The sequence below is a fragment of the Micromonospora antibiotica genome, from assembly GCF_017599305.1.
In the GTDB taxonomy this organism is placed as follows: domain Bacteria; phylum Actinomycetota; class Actinomycetes; order Mycobacteriales; family Micromonosporaceae; genus Micromonospora; species Micromonospora antibiotica.
The window spans coordinates 1-16,309 of the sequence record NZ_JAGFWR010000038.1 but is presented as its reverse complement, the minus strand read 5'-3'; the positions used below and the strand labels follow the sequence as shown (position 1 = coordinate 16,309).

8 protein-coding genes, 1 rRNA gene and 1 pseudogene are annotated in these 16,309 nt (G+C 74.8%); 5 read left to right on the top strand and 5 right to left on the bottom strand.

Annotation, left to right across the window (positions count from 1 at the left end; genetic code table 11):
* The first annotated feature begins 34 nt into the window (after positions 1-34).
* Positions 35-1,255, top strand: coding sequence for an acyltransferase family protein (locus JQN83_RS31580; RefSeq protein ID WP_208570809.1), 1,221 nt, complete (start codon positions 35-37; stop codon positions 1,253-1,255).
* Here JQN83_RS31580 and JQN83_RS31575 read toward each other — a convergent pair.
* A complete protein-coding gene (locus JQN83_RS31575; protein WP_443674027.1) occupies positions 1,150-5,508 on the bottom strand; it encodes an alpha-(1->3)-arabinofuranosyltransferase in 4,359 nt (1,452 codons plus the stop codon). The two genes, JQN83_RS31580 and JQN83_RS31575, sit on opposite strands and share 106 nt — an antisense overlap.
* Before the next feature lie 88 nt (positions 5,509-5,596).
* Between JQN83_RS31575 and JQN83_RS31570 the strand changes: the two are divergent.
* A pseudogene (locus JQN83_RS31570) lies at positions 5,597-6,742 on the top strand (glycosyltransferase family 4 protein); the annotation flags it as partial.
* 164 nt (positions 6,743-6,906) lie between these two features.
* Here JQN83_RS31570 and JQN83_RS31565 read toward each other — a convergent pair.
* Both JQN83_RS31565 and JQN83_RS31560 read right to left on the bottom strand, forming a co-directional pair.
* The gene (locus tag JQN83_RS31565; protein ID WP_208570806.1) at positions 6,907-7,101 is read right to left on the bottom strand and encodes a hypothetical protein; all 195 of its coding nucleotides are present in this window, start codon (positions 7,099-7,101) and stop codon (positions 6,907-6,909) included.
* Positions 7,102-7,298: 197 nt separating this feature from the next.
* Complete coding sequence (locus JQN83_RS31560) at positions 7,299-8,855, bottom strand: MmpA family trehalose lipid delivery protein (protein WP_504739810.1); 1,557 nt, start codon at positions 8,853-8,855, stop codon at positions 7,299-7,301.
* A 148-nt stretch (positions 8,856-9,003) separates the two neighbouring features.
* Here JQN83_RS31560 and JQN83_RS31555 point away from each other — a divergent pair, with 148 nt between their 5' ends.
* The 3 genes from JQN83_RS31555 (at position 9,004) to JQN83_RS31545 (ending at position 15,114) form a co-directional block, all read left to right on the top strand.
* Positions 9,004-10,272: a polysaccharide biosynthesis protein gene (locus JQN83_RS31555; protein WP_208570804.1), complete on the top strand. Its 1,269-nt coding sequence runs from the start codon at positions 9,004-9,006 to the stop codon at positions 10,270-10,272.
* Positions 10,262-12,823 carry a DUF5005 domain-containing protein gene (locus JQN83_RS31550; protein WP_208570803.1) on the top strand — a complete coding sequence of 854 codons (2,562 nt, stop codon included), beginning with the start codon at positions 10,262-10,264 and terminating at the stop codon, positions 12,821-12,823. The genes JQN83_RS31555 and JQN83_RS31550 overlap by 11 nt, the downstream gene beginning before the upstream one ends.
* 467 nt (positions 12,824-13,290) lie before the next feature.
* Positions 13,291-15,114, top strand: coding sequence for a VanW family protein (locus JQN83_RS31545; protein WP_208570802.1), 1,824 nt, complete (start codon positions 13,291-13,293; stop codon positions 15,112-15,114).
* 123 nt (positions 15,115-15,237) lie between these two features.
* On the opposite strand, the gene JQN83_RS31540 is transcribed toward JQN83_RS31545, so the two are convergent.
* Positions 15,238-15,864, bottom strand: a complete 627-nt coding sequence (locus JQN83_RS31540) for an NADPH-dependent F420 reductase (protein WP_208570801.1) — start codon at positions 15,862-15,864, stop codon at positions 15,238-15,240.
* Between the two features lie 371 nt (positions 15,865-16,235).
* Positions 16,236-16,309, bottom strand: a 5S ribosomal RNA gene (gene rrf / locus JQN83_RS34465); the annotation flags it as partial.

Sequence of the window (16,309 nt, the reverse complement as noted above, 5' to 3'; positions counted from 1 at the left end):
GAGTCACATAGCCCCGCGACCCTCTGGACGGTTGATGTCTGCCCCGATTCCCGATCAGGTCCTGCGGCGGCTGCCCGCGCTCGACGCCGTCCGGGTGATCGGAGCACTCGCCGTGGTGGGGCACCACGTCGGTTTCGCCACCGGGCGCAACACCGGCGACACCGCCGTCGGGGCCTGGCTGTCCCGGCTCGACGTGGGGGTCGCGGTCTTCTTCGTCCTCTCCGGTTTCCTGCTGTTCCGGCCGTACGCGCACGCGCGGGCGACGGGTCAGCAGCCCCCGGGCACCGGCCGCTACCTGTGGCGGCGGGCCACCCGGATCCTGCCCGCCTACTGGGTGGCGGTGGTGGTCTGCCTGCTGGTGCTGCCGCAGAACCGGCCGGCGTCGACAGGTGACTGGCTGCGGCACCTCACGCTGACCCAGATCTACCAGCACGGTCAGCTCCGGCACGGGATCAGCCAGACCTGGAGCCTGGCCACCGAGGTCACGTTCTATCTGCTGCTGCCGGTGCTGGCGGTCCTCCTGCTCGGCCGGCGACGACCGACACCAGGCCCGCCGGCGTCGGCCCACCCGGACGGGGTGCTGCGGATCGCGGTGGCCGCGACGGTGGTGACCGGGGGTTGGGTGGCGTTGATGGGTGCGGGCGTACTCAGCCTCGGCCTGCACACCATGTGGCTGCCCTCGTACGCCGGCTGGTTCGGGGCCGGGATGGCCCTGGCCGGCGCGCAGGTCGCGCTGCGCACCGGCCGGGGCGGGCGCTGGCGCTTCCTGGACGACCTGGGCCGGGCCCCGCTGGCCTGCTGGACGATCGCCCTGGGCGCGTTGGCCGTCGCCACCACCCCGGTCACCGGCCCCCGGGACCTGGCCGAGCCGACCGCCGGCCAGTTCGCCACCAAGCTGGTGCTCTACCTGGTGGTCGCGGTGCTGCTGATCGTGCCGGTGGCGTTCGGGCCGCAGACCCGCACCAAGGGCGTCTTCGACAGCATCGTCGGCCGGTGGTTGGGCCGGGTGTCGTACGGGCTGTTCCTCTGGCACCCGTTGGTGCTGGAGGGGATCTACCTGGTCGACGGCCGGCCGGAGTTCACCGGTGACCCGCTCGGCACGTTCGCCCTCACCGTCGCCGGTGGGCTGGTCCTCGCGGCGGTCAGCTACTACGCGGTGGAGCGCCCCTTCCAACGCTGGGGTGGCCGGTGGCCGCGTCGGCGCAGCACCAGCGACAGCCAGAGCAGGGTGGCGGTGGCGACCGCGGCCAACTGAGGCAGCCAGGCGGTGTGCCCACCCCGGGTCGCCGCCCACCAGCCGGCCACCGCGAAACACGCCACCGGCAGCCAGCGCACGGTCGCCCGGCGCAGCCGGTGCATACCCCGCCGGTCCGGCGGGTGCAGGTGCGGCTCCAGGGCCCGCCCGGCCAGCACCACGACCACCACCGCCAGTGCCACCCCGACCGCCGCCGGCCCGCCGAACAGCAGCAACGCCCCACCACCGACGAGCGCGGCGAGCACCCGTCCGCGCCTGCGCCGCACCACCGCCACCATTCCCGGGGTACGCCGTGCCGGCAGCACCGCCAGCAGGGCGACCCCGGTCAGCAGCACCGCCCCGGCCCCGAGCGCCGCCACGTACCCCCGGTCCGGGGCGAAGTGGAGCGTCACCGCACCGGCGACGTCGGCCGGCACCAGCCAGCCCTGCTGCCAGCCGTCCACCACGAACGGGGTGAGGGTCCGGCCGGCTGCGGTGGCCACCCAGCCCGCGTTGGCGTTCTCCCGCAGCGCCAGCACCCGCTGGCCGGGGTAGCTCTCCAGGCGCAGCACCCGCCGGGTGGCCGACCACTCGTCGACCCGCAGCACCGTCCGGGTCGCCCCGGGTTGTCGGGGTCCGTTCGTCGCGTCGCCGGCCCCGGGTGCCGCCGTACCGCCGCCGTCCGTGCCGGCGATCCCCGACCCGCCGGTCGTCGCCGGGCGGGCGGAGGTCCCGCCGGCTGGGGCGTCCGTCGGGGTGAGGGCGAGCCGGGTGGGTACGGTCAGCCGGGTCCCCGCCGCCACCACCCGGTTCTCCCCGGCGGTCAGCCGCAGCGGCGTCTTCGCGGCCGGACCGCAGAGCACCGCCGGCACCTCGCGCAGTTCCACCAGGTCCCGCCGGCTGGCGACCAGCGCGGTCCGGCGTTGCCCACCGGCCACGGTCACCGTCGGGCCGGTGCCGCAGGGCAGGGTCACCCGCTTCGCGGGGTCCGCCGGGGTGGCCGGGCCGTCCGGCAGCACGGTCAGCTCACCCACCCCCACCGGCAGGCCCTGCGTCACCCGCCCGTACGGGTCGTACGACGCCACCGGCACCACGTCGGCGATCAGCACGGTCAGGTCGTCGCTGCGCATCGGCCGGTCGAACAGCAGCGTGCCGCCCTCGTCGAGCACCCCGCCGCGCATCCCCTCGTCGCCGAGCACGGTGACCCGCCAGGGGCGGGCCGCCGCCGCACCGGGTGGCAGGGTGATCCGCAGCCCGGTGACGGTACGCGCCTTCGGCCAGGTCAACCGCAGCCATGGTTGCCGGTCGGCGTCGGCGGCGTACCAGATGGTCGCGGGGTTCCCGTCGACCACCGCGCCGGGGCGGGCGGTCGGGTGGGACACGCCGACGGTCGAGGCGGCCACGGTCGGGGTGACCCCGGTGGTGACCGCCGCCGCCCCACCGGGGTCGAGCAGCGCGTTGAGCGCCCCGCCGGGCCTGGGCCGGGCCCACAGCGCGACCCGGTAGTCCGTGCCGACCGGCAGCTGCACGGTGCGGTCGATCCGGTCGCTGTCCTCGGAGGCGCGGGCCATCGCCCCGGCGCAGAGCGGCCGGCCCTCGTCGAAGACGCACGCCGGGGTGGCCGGGGCGGCCCCGAACACCATCGTTGCCGGCCGGTCGGTGGCCGGTGGGGCCGGCACCACCAGGGTCCGGGCGGCCTCGACACCGGGGATGACGAGTTCGGCGACGCCCACCCCACCGAAGCCGGCCCGGACGTCGAAGACCTCCTCGACGGTGACCCGGACGAACCGGGTGGGGTAGCCGTCGGACAGGGTCACCTCCACGCTCTGCCCGGCGGTCTGCACGGTGGCCTGCTGCCGGCCGGCGGTCACGGTGATCCTGGTGGGCAGCGAATCGGCCCCGGTGTCGAAGGTGATCCGCACCTGCCGCACGACCTGCGGCCGATCCAGCTCCACCTCGAACCACTGCCCCGGCGCGCGGGTCCCCGGGGCGGACCGCCACGACGTGCTCAGGTCACCGTCGACCGCCGCGTACGGCTGGTGTTCGGGGCGGCCACCGCCCAGCGGCTGCGCCTGCGACCAGGAGCTGGACGCGGACACCCCGCCGATGCCGAGGTAGCGCACCACGGTGGACTCCCCCTCGGCCCACGGCGGCAGGTAGTCCCGGGCCGGGGCGTCGAGCTGGGGGCGGTCCCGGGCGGTCATGGTGGCCGAGGCGTTGTCGTGCTGCTGCCCGAAGGCCACCTCCCGGCGGCGCAACCCGTCGGTGAGCGTCACCTGTGACGCGACCAGCCCGGCCGGGCGGTCCCCGGCGAGCACGGTGGGCGCGGCGGAGAGCCGGCCGGCGGCGGCCAGCGGCAGCAGCGACTCGGGGCCGCCGACGACAGTGGTCAGGTCGGCGGCGTCGTACGCGACGACCTGGTCGACGGCGCGGCGGACCTCGTACACCTCCAGGGCCCGGACCCCGACGTCCAGTCCCCGGTCGACGACGTTGCCGGGCAGCCGGCCCCCGCCGACCTCGGGGCCGAACCCACGCACCGGTTCGATGCCGGGGGAACGCAGCAGCGCCTGCCGGACCACCACCGGCCGGACGGCGCCGCTGTGCCCGTAGTCGAGGTCGGAGCGCAGCAGCAGGTACTTCACCCCGGAGCGGGCGAGCAGGTCGGCGAGGCCGGCGGAGCCCTGCCCGTCGGCCAGCGCCGACTCGACGGTGTCCAGCAGCCGGATGGTGCCGGGCGGGGTGAGCGGCACCGAACTGCGCACCGCCCACGGCCGGTTCGACAACGGCTGGGTGATCTCGTCGCTGGGGCTGCCCCACAGGTAGCGGGGGAAGCGGGCGGCCGGCACCACCAGCACCCGGTCGTCGCCGACGGCCCGGTCCAGCCAGTTCGACGCCTGCTGCCAGTAGCCGGGTACCCCGGTGAAGCTGCCGGGGGCGGCCAGCCCGCCGCCGAGCGCGGGCGCGGCCACCGCGGCGACCGCGACCAGGGCGGTGCCGGTGACCAGGCCGGCGCGCAGCCGCACCGGCTGGAGCGGCCGGGGCAGCAGAGCGGCCAGTTCGGGCCGGTCGCCGGTGCGGGCGGCCCGCAGCACCAGCCCGACCAGGTGGGCCAGGCCGAGGATGAGCGGCAGCCGGAGCACCACGTCGAACTTGTGCACGTTGCGCAGCGGTGCACCCGCCGCGTCGAGGAAGGTCCGCTGGGTCTGCGCGCCGAACCCGTCGAGCTGGCCGAGGTGCCCGAGCCCGACCAGGGCCAGCCCGACCAGCAGGCCGGTGACCAGGAACCGCCGGTGCGGCATGCCCCGACGGGCCAGCCCGGCGATGCCCAGCCCGGCGACCACCAGGGTGGCGACCACCAGGGGTCGTTCGGTGGCGAGCCGCCAACCCGCCGTCCACGGCGGCCCGTACGCGCCGTTGAGGTAGGCGTGCCAGTGCGAGGCGCCCCGCAGCACGGTGGTGGCGTCGGTGGGGGTGGTGGTCACCGGCGCGGTCTCGATGTAGTCGAGGAAGGGCGGGCTGTACCGGCCGAGCAGCAACAACGGCACCAGCCACCAGGCGGTCGCCGCGCCCACCGCGAGCCCCCAGGCGAACAGCGCCTTCACCCGCAGACGCAGCGGATGCAGGCCGAGCAGCCAGAGCGCGGCCAGCGGCACCACGGCCAGCACGGCGGTCGCGTTGACCCCACCGGCGCAGGCCACCACCAGGGCCGACCTGGTGACCGCCCGGCGCAGCGGCACCCCGTCGGCCAGCCCGACGAGCGGGACGAGCACCCACGGGGCGAGCGCACTGGGCCACGCCTCCACCGAGATCGGGCCGAGTTCGGTGAGCAGCCGGGGGGAGAGCGCGAAGGCGGCCCCGGCGAGCAACCGGGCCCACGGGGTGCCCACGTGCAGCCGCTCGGCGAGCCGGACGACACCGACGCAGGCCACCGTCAGCAGCAACGCCCACCACAGCCGCTGCACCACCCAGGCCGGTACGGCGAGCAGCTTGCCGAGCAGGAAGAACGGTCCCATCGGCCAGAGGTAGCCGTACGCCTGATTCTGCAACTGCCCGAAGGTGCCGTCGGGGTCCCAGACGTGCAGGGCCCGGGTCAGCCATCCGGCCGGATCGATGGCCAGGTCGACCTTGGTGTCGATGGCGATCAGGCCGGGGTCCTGGAGGAAAGCCAGTGCGGACAAAGCCAGACACACCGCAACCAACCGCACACGCCACACCGTGCTGGATGTGTCGTCCGGCCCGTCGGCCGCCCCCGGACGGCCCGGCGACTGCTGCATCTCGCCTCCGATCGGGCATTGCGACGTGCGTGACGCAGCCCATAGTGTGACGCGACCGCGAAGACTACTCGGCAGTAGGAGTTGAGTGTTGGACGCACCCGCTGCCGCCACCACCAGGCACGTACTGTTCCTCAACTGGCGGGACACCCGGAATCCGGAGGGTGGCGGCTCGGAGGTGTACGTCGAGCGGATCGCCGGGGAACTCGTCCGGCACGGCCACCGGGCCACCCTGCTCTGCGCCACCCACCCCGCCGGCCCCGCCGAGGAGACCACCCCCGGCGGCGTACGGGTGCTGCGGCGCGGCGGCCGGCACACCGTCTACCTCCGGGCCGCCCTGGCGTACCTGGCCGGCGCGCTCGGCTTCGGCCCGCTGAGCCGCCGCCACGGCGGTCGACCCGACCTGATCGTCGACGTCGGCAACGGCCTGCCGTTCCTGTCCGCCCTCTACGCCCGCCGTCCGGTCATCGCGCTGGTGCACCACGTGCACCGGGAGCAGTGGCCGGTGGTGCTCGGCCCGAGCCTGGCCCGGTTCGGCTGGTGGGTGGAGTCCTGGCTCGCCCCCCGGGTCTACCGCCGCTGCCGGTACGTCACCGTCTCCGCCGCCACCCGTGACGAGCTGGCCACCCTCGGCATCGACCCGGCCCGGGTCGACATCGTGCACAACGGCACCCCCGACATGACCGTCGGCCCGGTGCCCCGCTCGCCGGAACCGTCGCTGGTGGTGCTCGGCCGGCTGGTCCCGCACAAGCAGGTCGAGGTGGCCCTGGCCACCCTCGCCGCGCTCGGTGACGAACTGCCCGGCCTGACCCTGACTGTCGCCGGGCAGGGCTGGTGGGAGGCGCAGCTGCGGCACACCGCCGCCGAGCTGGGCCTCACCGACCGGGTCCGGTTCACCGGCTTCGTCTCCGACGCCGACAAGCGGCACCTGCTCGCCTCGGCCTGGGTGGCGCTCACCCCGTCGCTCAAGGAGGGCTGGGGGCTCACCATCGTCGAGGCCGGCGCGGTCGGCACTCCGACGGTGGCGTTCCGGGGTGCGGGTGGGGTCGAGGAGTCCCTGGTCGACGGGGAGACCGGTCTGCTCGCCGAGGACGTCGACGACTTCGTGGCCAAGGTGCGGCTGCTGCTGACCGACGACGGCTACCGGGCCACCATGGGCACGGCGGCCCGCGCCCACGCCGCCCGGTTCACCTGGCCGGTCTCGGGAAAGAAGTTCGCGGCCCTCGTCACGAGGGCCGCGAACGGTACGACAGGATCGTCGGTCGAGCAGCAGGCTCCGGCGGGATCGCCGGCAGGGCAGTCAGGGCCGGCAGGGTCACCGGTCGGGCGATCGGGTCCGGCGGTGCCGCCGGTCGGGCGGACGGATCCGGCAGGGTCACCGGTCGCGCAGGTGGAACAGTCCTACTTGGTGCCGTAGACCAGCGGCTGGTTGGCACCACCGTTGCCGCCGCCGGACTCGGTGCGGGCGGCCTGCTCGGCCTTCGCCGCCTCGGCCGCCGACGTACCGGTCAGCGTGGTGGCCAACGCCACCGTGCCGAAGGCACCCAGAGCGATCGCGGCTACCGCGACCAGAACCAACGAGAGAGCACTGCGCATGGTGCTGTTTTCCTCCTCGTGAGCTGCGTGCGCGGCACGTTACCACCAAGTAGCCCACACCGGGAGAGTCGCGCGGGTGATCACCACCGGCCCGCCGGGCGGCCCGGAGCACCGGTGGCCGGACCTCGGCCCGCACCCGCCCGTTGTCGGTGTCGACGGCCGCCCCGCCGCCCACCCGGGACGGCTGACCGCTCCGGTCAGCGCCCGGCCGGATTCTCATAGAGGGTGAGGTCCACACCGGCGTACACCTCGCGCAACCCGACCAGCGCCGCCGGGTCGACCCGCTGGCCGTCGACCGTCCGCTGCACCACCACCCAGCGCACCCCGGTCACGGCGACCGGGCCACCGGCGGCCAGCACCCGGCCCACCTCGGCGGCACGCGGGTTCTCCCCCCGCACCCCGGTCGCGCCCACCCAGAGGGTGTCGTCCACCAGCACGTCGGCGTCGACGTAGCGGGGCAGCGGGTCCAGCACCGTCCGGCCGTCGTTCCACGGGTACGCCCGGTAGGCCCCGAACGGCAGCGACAGCACCTCCCCGGACCGGCCGTCGAGCCGGCGGGCCACCGCGTCCCAGTCCGCCGGGTACGCCACCGGGCGCAGCCGGCCCGCCGCACCGAACGCCAGATCGGGCAGCACCACCACGGGCAGCAGCAGCACGGCGACGAGCAACGCCCGCGCGCCACCGGTCGCCCCCCGGGCGGCGACCCGGTCGGCCAGTCGTTCCGCGCCGAGCGCCCCGGCCACCACCAGCAGCAGCGCGTACGGGATGAGGAACTTCTGCCCGTCGCGCAGCACCCCGGCCCCCGGCACCGACGCCACCGCCCACCCCAGCAGGGTGGAACCCCCCGGCAGCACCCCCAGCAGAGCGGTCAGGAATCCGGCGGCGGCCAACCCGGCGACCCGGTCCGCCACCCCGACCGGCCAGCGTCCGCGCAACGTCCGGACGCCGTACCCCGCCAGCACCAGCAGCAGCGCCGTCGCCACCGGCGTCAACGGCGACGAGCGGCTCAGCGGGGTGGTCTGCCCGTTCCAGATCCCCCCGGTGCCGGCCAGCGCGCCGAACACCCCGCTCCAGTTCTCGGCCCGCGCCGCGAAAGCGGCCACCCCGGCCGGGTCGGTCCGGGCGTCCGCCGCGCTCAACCCGGCGACCACCAGCCACGGCAGGTTCAGCACCAGCAGCGCGCCGACGGCCACCGCGGTCGTCCGGGCGGCACCCCGTCGGGCGACCAGCACGGCGACCGTGACCAGGGCGATCAGGCCACCCGTCGGGGTCACCACGGCGGGCAGCGCGACCAGCAGCAGCCGGCGCAGCCCTCCTGGCCGGTGCACCCGGATCGCGGCGTCGACCAGCCACGGCAGCGCCCCGTACGCCAGCAGCAGCCCCCAGTGCCCGATCAGCAGCCGCTCCGCCAGGTACGGCGTCCAGGCGTATCCGACGGCGGCGACCACCCGCACGACCGGCTGCCCGGTGGGCACCAGCCGGCCGGCCCCGATCGCGGCGAGCAGCAGCACCCCGGCCAGCACCACCCGTTGCAGCAGCCATCCCGGCACCGCCTGGCTGGCCAGCGAGACCAGGGCGTCCAGCGGCACCGCCCGGGGCAGCGAGTCGACCGGCGCGACCAGTTCGGCCCGCCACGGCTGGTGGGGCACGAAGACCATGTCGTAGCTGAGCACATAGCCGGGCGCGGCCAGCGGAGCCAGCACCAGCGCGGTGACGGCCAGCCCGGTGGCGACGAGGATCGACCTCTCCCGCAGGGGTTGACCTCCTCACTAGGCTGACCCGGCGATCGGCGCCGGCGTGGCGACACTGTACTTGCGCTGCTGGTGACCGGCGGAGCCGGCGACCCGGGACGGTCACGGGCGGGCAGCGGACGACCGGCGCGGCCGGCGACACGGAGCGGTGATGGGCACAACATCGGACGACGGGCACGGCCGGCGACTCGGGATCGGCGTCGCCGGGGTGGCCGTCACCCTGGCCGGGGTCTTCGTCAACGGGCTCGCCTACGTGGTGCCGGTCCTCGCTGCCCGGCACCTCGCCCCGGCGGAGCTGAGCGCGCTGGCCACCCTGCTGGCGCTCGGCGCGATCGGCGGCGTGGCCAGCACCGGCCTCCAGATCGCGGTGGCCGTGCACCGGGCCCGGCACGGCCGGGCCGCCACCGCCCGCCCCACCCTGCTGACCGTGGCGGTGACCGCCGCGCTGCTGGCCGTGCTGCTGCCGGTGGCCGCCGTCGGGCTGCGGCTGACCGGCCCGGCGGTGCTGCTGCTCGGGGTGCTGACCGTGGCGGTGGTGGCCGCCGGCCGGTGGTTGGGCGAACTCCAGGGCGACCAGCGTTTCCTGCGGCTGGCCGGCGGGATGGCGCTGCTCGCCGCCGGCCGCTACGGCGGGATGATCGCCGGACTGGCGCTGGGCGGCGGGTTGACCGGGGCGCTGCTGGCCGGGGCGGTCACCTCCGTACTGGTGCTGGCGCTGCTGGTCCGGCTCAACCGGGGGGCCGGTATCGACCCGGTGGCCCCGACCCTGACCACCCGCACGGTGCTCACCGCCAGCGGGGCGACCCTGGCGATGCTCGTGGTGTCGTACGCCGACCTGCTGCTGGCCCGCCGGTTCCTGCCCCCCGATGCCTCCGGCACGTACGCGGTCGGCACGGTGCTGACCAAGGGCGCGTTGTGGGCGCCCCAGGTGGTGACGGTCATCGCCCTGCCCCGGCTGGCCCGGGGTGACCGGGGGACGCTGCGTACGGCGCTGCTCCTGGTCGGTGCGGCCGGGGCGGCGCTGGTGCTCGCCTCGGCGCTGGCCGGCGGGCTGGCGTTCGGGCTGGCCGGTGGCCCGGAGTACGCCCGGTACGGCGGCCTCGCACCGCTCTTCGCCGCCACCGGGGCCCTGTACGCGTTGGTCTTCGTGCTGATCAACGCCCGGGTCGCGGCGTCGGCCCGGTGGCCCTCGGCACCATTGTGGATCTCCACGGTCGGCTTCGTGGCCGCGACCGCCACGGTCGTGCCGCACACCGTCGCCGGTATCGCCGGGGCGGCCCTGGTCACGGCGACGGTCACCGCCGTCGGCACCGCAGTGTCGACAATCCACCGCAGAACGGATGCGTCGGTCGCCTCCACCCTTCCGACGGCTACCGTCGCCGTCCCGGGTCGTGACACCCTGCCGGTAGGTGACCGGTAGACGGGGGTTTCTGGTGGCGGTGGTCGACCCGGTCCGGCAGCTGGCCGGCGTCCGTCGTGGGCTGACCGGCACCCGCCGGCCGGTGCGCTGGCTGCTCGTCGTCGGGCTGCTCGTCCTGCTCGCCACCGTGCCCGGGGCGGCACCGCACCGGGCCCTGCCGGACAGTGGGCCGGTTGCCGCCCGGCTGGCCGCCGCCTTCGACGACTACGGCGACACCTCCGGCCGGTGGAACGGTGCCGACCGGACGGCCTCGGTACGACTGCCCGACGGCCGGCTGCTCTGGCTCTTCTCCGACACGTTCCTCGGCCCGGTGCACCCCGACGGTTCCCGGCCCCGCACCGCACCCTTCATCCACAACTCGGCCATCGTGCAGCGGGGCGACCAGCTCGCCGAGACGGTGCACGGCGGCACCACCGAGGACCCGCGCGACCTGGTGCCCCCGACGGCACCCGGCGAGTTCTCCTGGATCGGCGACGCCACCGTCTCCGGCGACACCCTCCAGGTGCTGGTCCACCGCTACCGGCGCACCGGCCTCAGCCCGCTCGACCACACCCTGGTCGGCACCGCACTGGCCAGCTTCGCGCTGCCCACGCTCACCCCCACCGGGGTCCGCCCGTTGCCACTGGGCGCCCGGGTCTCCTGGGGTTCGGAGCTGCTCCGCGACGGCGGGCACACCTACGTGTACGGCACCGAGGCGGCCGGCGGGGCGAAGTTCGCCCACCTGGCCCGGGTGGCCGGCGACGACCTGACCGGCCGGTGGGAGTTCTGGACCGGTGACGGCTGGTCCACCGACGACCGCGCCTCGACCCGGCTGCTCAGCGGCGTCGGCACCGCCTACGGCGTACAGCGGATCGGCGGTCGGTACGTGCTGGTCACCCAGGAGAACAACCTGGTGTTCAGCGGCGATCTGGTGGCCTACTCGGCCGACGCGCCGACCGGCCCGTTCACCGGCCCGGACTACCTGCACCAAGCCCCGGAGACCGCCGCCGGTCACCTGGTCTACGACGTCGACCTGCACCCGGAGCTGGCCCGCCCCGGTCGGCTGCTCCTGTCCTACAACGTCAACGACGTCGACGACTCGGTCACCTACGCCGACGCGGGCCTCTACCGGCCGCGTTTCGTCGAGCTGGCGTGGCCCCGCGACCGACCGGACCACGCCGACCTCCCCCCGGCGCCGTCGACGCTCACCGCCCGACCGGGCGGCGCCGGCACCGCCGAACTGGACTGGCCGCCGGTACGCGCCGACGACGAGCTGCGCTACCAGGTGCACCGGCGGGACGTCACCGCCGGCCAGACCCACTTCGTCCGGATCGGCGAGCCGACCACCGCTCCCCGCTTCTCGGCCGACTTCCTGACCAACGGGCACGACTACGAGTTCCGGGTGAGCACGCTGGGCCGGCGCGGCGAGAGCGCACCCTCACCGGTCGGCCGGGTGACCGCCACGGTGCCGCCACCGCCACCGCCGCAGGGCCTGCGGGCGGTGCCCGGCCGGGCCGGTGACGTCGCACTGGGCTGGGAGCCGGTGCCGTTCGTCCAGCTCTTCCGGGTGACGCAGCACGACCTGGGCACCGGGGAGGAGACCACGGTCGGCACCTTCACCGGCACCACCGCCACCGTCGGGTTCCTCCGGCACGCGCACACGTACGCGTTCACCGTGGTCGCGGTCGGTGGCGGCGGGGACAGCCCACCGTCCGAGCCGGTCCGGGCGACCGCCCTGGTCACCCCGCCCGCCCCACCGCCGGGGCTGGTCGCCTTCGGGCAGCCGGACGGCACCGTACGGTTGTCCTGGCGGACGCTCGGCCCGGGTGTCTCCTACCGGGTGTACCGCCGCGACCTGACCGCCGGCACCCCGCAGGACGGCCCACCGGCGGTGGAGGTCAGCGCCGGGCACGTCGCCCGGCACCTGACCCACGGCCACGAGTACGAGTTCACGGTCGACGCGGTCAACGACGGCGGAGCGGGGGCCCGGTCCGCGCCGGTGCGGGCCCGCGCCCGGTTCACCGCCCCCACCGCCGCCCCGACGGACCTGCGGGCCGAGGCCGGGGCCGGCAGCGTGGAGCTGACCTGGCGCGCTTCGGTGGCCGACGGCTGGCACCGGGTGTACCGGCGGGACGTCAGCGCCGGGGAACGCGACTTCACCGCCGAGGAGATCCCCACCCGGGGCACCCGGGCCGTCGTGCCGGGGCTGCGCAACGGGCACGAGTACGAGTTCACGGTGGCCGCGACCAACCAGGCGGGTGCGGGCCCCCGCAGCGCACCGGTCCGGGTCACCCCGCAGTTGCCCACCCCGACCGGGCTCGACGTGACGGCCACCGGCAGCGGCGAGGTCCGGTTGACCTGGCGGTCGGCCGGGTCGGGGTTCGCCTACCGGGTGCACTGGCGCGACGCCACCACCGGGGAGCGGTGGCGGGTCGGCCCGTACCCCGTGCGGGAGACCCGGCACCAGGCGGTGCTGTTGGCCCGGGGGCACGACTACCGGTTCCGGGTCGCCGTGACCGACGGGCGGGACGACGGGCCGCCGTCCCCGGAGGTCGGCGTCCGGGTCCGCTGATCGGCGGGCGGTCGGCCCTCGCCGACCCCGCCTCCGCTTCCGCCGTTCCGACCCCGACCCCGACCCCGACCGTCCCGGCCCCGCTTCCGCTTCCGCCGCGAAGGTCCCGACCTCGCTTCCGCCTCCGCCTCCTCCGCGACCGTTCCGACCCCGCCACGGCCCCCGGCGTGCAGGTGCCACGGGGTCGTGGTGGCCGGCGGCAGCCGGCTGATCCGGGGGTGTGCAACTGTGCCGCCAGCCACTCCGGGTCACCGCGCGACGCCCCCGCCCGGCCGATTCGTCCGCCCCCGCAGGGCGGCCCCGGTCGGCACATCCGGACACCGTGCCACGATCGGTCATACACCGTGTGACCGGCTACGACACGCGGTGGTGAGGATGGCCGGACGCACGCTGTCGGCTGGCCGTCCGGTTGGCTACCGTAGGTGTCCCTGGGGGCCGCAACCCCCCACGTGGTACGTCCGATCGAGGTGGCTGTGACCCTGTACGGCGACAATCAGGTCTCCGACGACCGCCCCACGGTGCAGGTCACCGCGGTGAGCTGGCCGGGCGAGGACGAGCCTCCGACGGCTGGCGGGGCCGCGGGCTCGGCCCCGGGCGGCGGGCCGTGGTGGCGACGCGGGCGGGTGCTGCTCGCCGGTGGCGTGACCACCGCGGTGCTGGCCGGGGTGGTCGGCATGGGCGCCTGGGCGTACGCCGGGGACGTCCCGCGCGGCACGAGCGTGCTCGGCACCGAGCTGGGTGGCCGCAGCCGCGCCGACGCGGCCAAGGAGCTGCGGGCCGAGCTGGAGAAGCGCGCCGACAGGCTCAACGCGCCGCTGACCGTGGTGGTGGGGGAGAACCGGGCGGAGGTCAATCCCGCCGACGTCGGCCTGACGGTGGACGTGGACGCCACCGTCGCCGCCGCCACCGACACCCGGGCGCACCCGGTGGACCGGCTGTTCGGCTCCCGTACGGTCGAGCCGGTGGTGACGGTGGACGCCGCCAAGCTGGATGCGGCGTTGCGCCAGATCCTCGGTAAGCAGGGCCGGGACATGACGATGCCGGCGATCATCTTCACCGGCACCACCCCGAAGCCGGTCTACCCCAAGCCGAGCCTGACCCTCGATGCGGAGCAGTCCGCCCGGGTGGTCCGCACGGGTTGGCTGGCCGGGCAGCCGGTGACGGTGCCGGTGGTGGAGAAGAACCCGGTGACGACCCGGGAGGAGGTGGACCGGCTGGTCGCCGAGCTGGCGAAGCCGGCCGTCGCCGCTCCGGTCACCATCACCTCCGACAAGGGGTCGGTCAGTGTCCCGCCGGCGGCGATCGCCCGCGCGCTGCGCTTCTCGGCCGACGACGAGGGGAAGCTGACGCCGAAGGTCGACGTGAAGCGGCTCCGGTCGGCGCTGGGCAGCAAGCTGGCCGCGATCGAGTCGACGCCCAAGGATGCCGGTCTGAGCATCTCGGCCGGCAAGCCGAAGGTGGTCCCGGGGCGGGCCGGGAAGCAGCTCGACTCGGCGGCGCTGAGCCGGGACCTGCTCGCGGTGCTGCCGAAGGCGGACGGCCGGACGGTCACCGGGCAGCTGAAGGAGGCCGAGCCCGAGCTGACCGAGGCGAAGCTGGCCGAGCTGGGCATCAAGGAGCGGGTCTCCACCTTCTCCACGAAGTTCCCCGGCGGGCTGTCCTCACCGCGCAGCCAGAACATCATCCAGGCGGCGAAGGACGTCGACGGCACGATCGTGCAGCCGGGTGAGACCTTCTCGCTGAACGCGCACACCGGCGAGCGCGGCTACGCCCAGGGCTACAAGGACGCCCCGGTGATCCTCGGCGGCAAGCTGGTCCCCGGTGTCGGCGGCGGTGTCTCCCAGTTCACCACCACCCTGTTCAACGCCAGCTACTACGCCGGCCTCCAGGACGTCGAGCACAAGCCGCACTCGTTCTACTTCAGCCGCTACCCGGCGGTGATCGAGTCGACGATCTTCTGGCCCGACCTCGACTTCAAGTTCCGCAACAACACCCCGCACGGGGTGCTGATCGACACTGCCTGGACCTCGAACACCATCACGGTGTCGATGTGGAGCACCAAGATCTACGACAGCGTGAAGACCGAGTACGGCCCGCGCCGCAACGTCACCAGTCCGAGGACCGTGTACCTGGAGCCCGGCCCGACGTGCATCGCCGCCGCCGGCAGCACCGGTTTCACCCAGGACGCGTTCCGGGTCATCAAGAAGGACGGCAAGGTCGTCAAGCGGGAGAAGTTCAGCTGGACCTACGACCCCGAGCCGAACTTCGTCTGCGGTCCCAAGCCCTCCTGATCCCCCTCACCTCTCCCCACCCGCCCGCTCCTGACCCGGGGTAGACACGGGGGCGGGCTGGGCACGGATGAGCCCCGCCGGCGACACCGGCGGGGCTCTCGTGCTCTTTCGGGTCGGCCCCGGTCAGGGGCGCGCGTCGGCGAGTCCCTGGCGTACGCCCTCGGCGTCGCGGTCGGTCCCGTAGACGGGGGTGTCGGGCTGCTGCCGCCAGCTCTCGTCCAGGGTGCCGGCGTCCACCGGGTCGAAGCCCAGCGCGTCGACGAGCTGCATCACCACCTGCTTGGCGTCGGCGTCGTCACCGGCCACCGGCAGCGCGATCCGGTCACCGGCTCCGGCCGGCTTGCCGTGGTCCATCAGGTGCGCGGCCTGGATGTTGTTGAAGGTCTTCACCACCCGGGCGCCCTTGAGATGGTCGGCGGTCCACCGGCTGGAGCTGAGGCTGCGGTCGAGCAGCTCGGCGATGTCACCGTCGCGCTGCGGGTAGTAGTTGTTGGCGTCGACGACGATCTTGCCGTCGAACGGTTGGGGCGGCAGCCCCGGCACCGCGAGCAGCGGGATCGCCACCACGACGAGTTCGGCGTCCTGGACGGCCTGGTCCAGCGTGCCGGCGGTGGCCCCGGTCTCCTGGGCCAGCTCGGTGAGGCTCTGCGGGCCCCGCGAGTTCGCGACTGTCACGTCGTGCCCGAGGGCGCTCAGCCGCCGGGTGAGGGTGCCGCCGATGTGCCCCGAACCAATGATTCCGATCTTCATGACCACTCCTGCCTCCGCCGGTCCCGACGGTCAGTTCCGGTCGTACGGTCAGCAGGTACCCCGCCCGGTCCGCTGCGATTGCGGACACGACGTACTCCACGTCACGTTTCCCGCCATGCTGGGTGTGGGTCCCTCAGGAGCCGGGTCCCGCATCGACGGTACGAGGTGAAGCCCGCTGCTCGGGGCGATTCACCGAAGGCGGCACCAGCTCCGGACGCGGGCCGCTCGTTGGCTCTGGACGCGGGCCCGCGTGCTGCCACGCCGCAACCGGTCCCGCGACCGTGCCGGTGGATGGTGTGGCCTGGTGGAGGGTGTTCGGGGTGTGAAAACAGTTGAGGCCGACCCCGAAGGGTCGGCCTCAACTAAAGATTGTCCGGCGGTGTCCTACTCTCCCACACCCTCCCGAGTGCAGTACCATCGGCGCTGGAGGGCTTAGCTTCCGGGT

What these genes read in the sequence shown, in the direction of transcription:
- JQN83_RS31580 (WP_208570809.1), top strand. Translation starts at nt 35, where the DNA reads ATGTCTGCCCCGATTCCCGATCAGGTCCTGCGGCGGCTGCCCGCGCTC.
- JQN83_RS31575 (WP_443674027.1), bottom strand. Translation starts at nt 5,508, where the DNA reads ATGCAGCAGTCGCCGGGCCGTCCGGGGGCGGCCGACGGGCCGGACGAC.
- JQN83_RS31565 (WP_208570806.1), bottom strand. Translation starts at nt 7,101, where the DNA reads ATGCGCAGTGCTCTCTCGTTGGTTCTGGTCGCGGTAGCCGCGATCGCT.
- JQN83_RS31555 (WP_208570804.1), top strand. Translation starts at nt 9,004, where the DNA reads ATGGGCACAACATCGGACGACGGGCACGGCCGGCGACTCGGGATCGGC.
- JQN83_RS31540 (WP_208570801.1), bottom strand. Translation starts at nt 15,864, where the DNA reads ATGAAGATCGGAATCATTGGTTCGGGGCACATCGGCGGCACCCTCACC.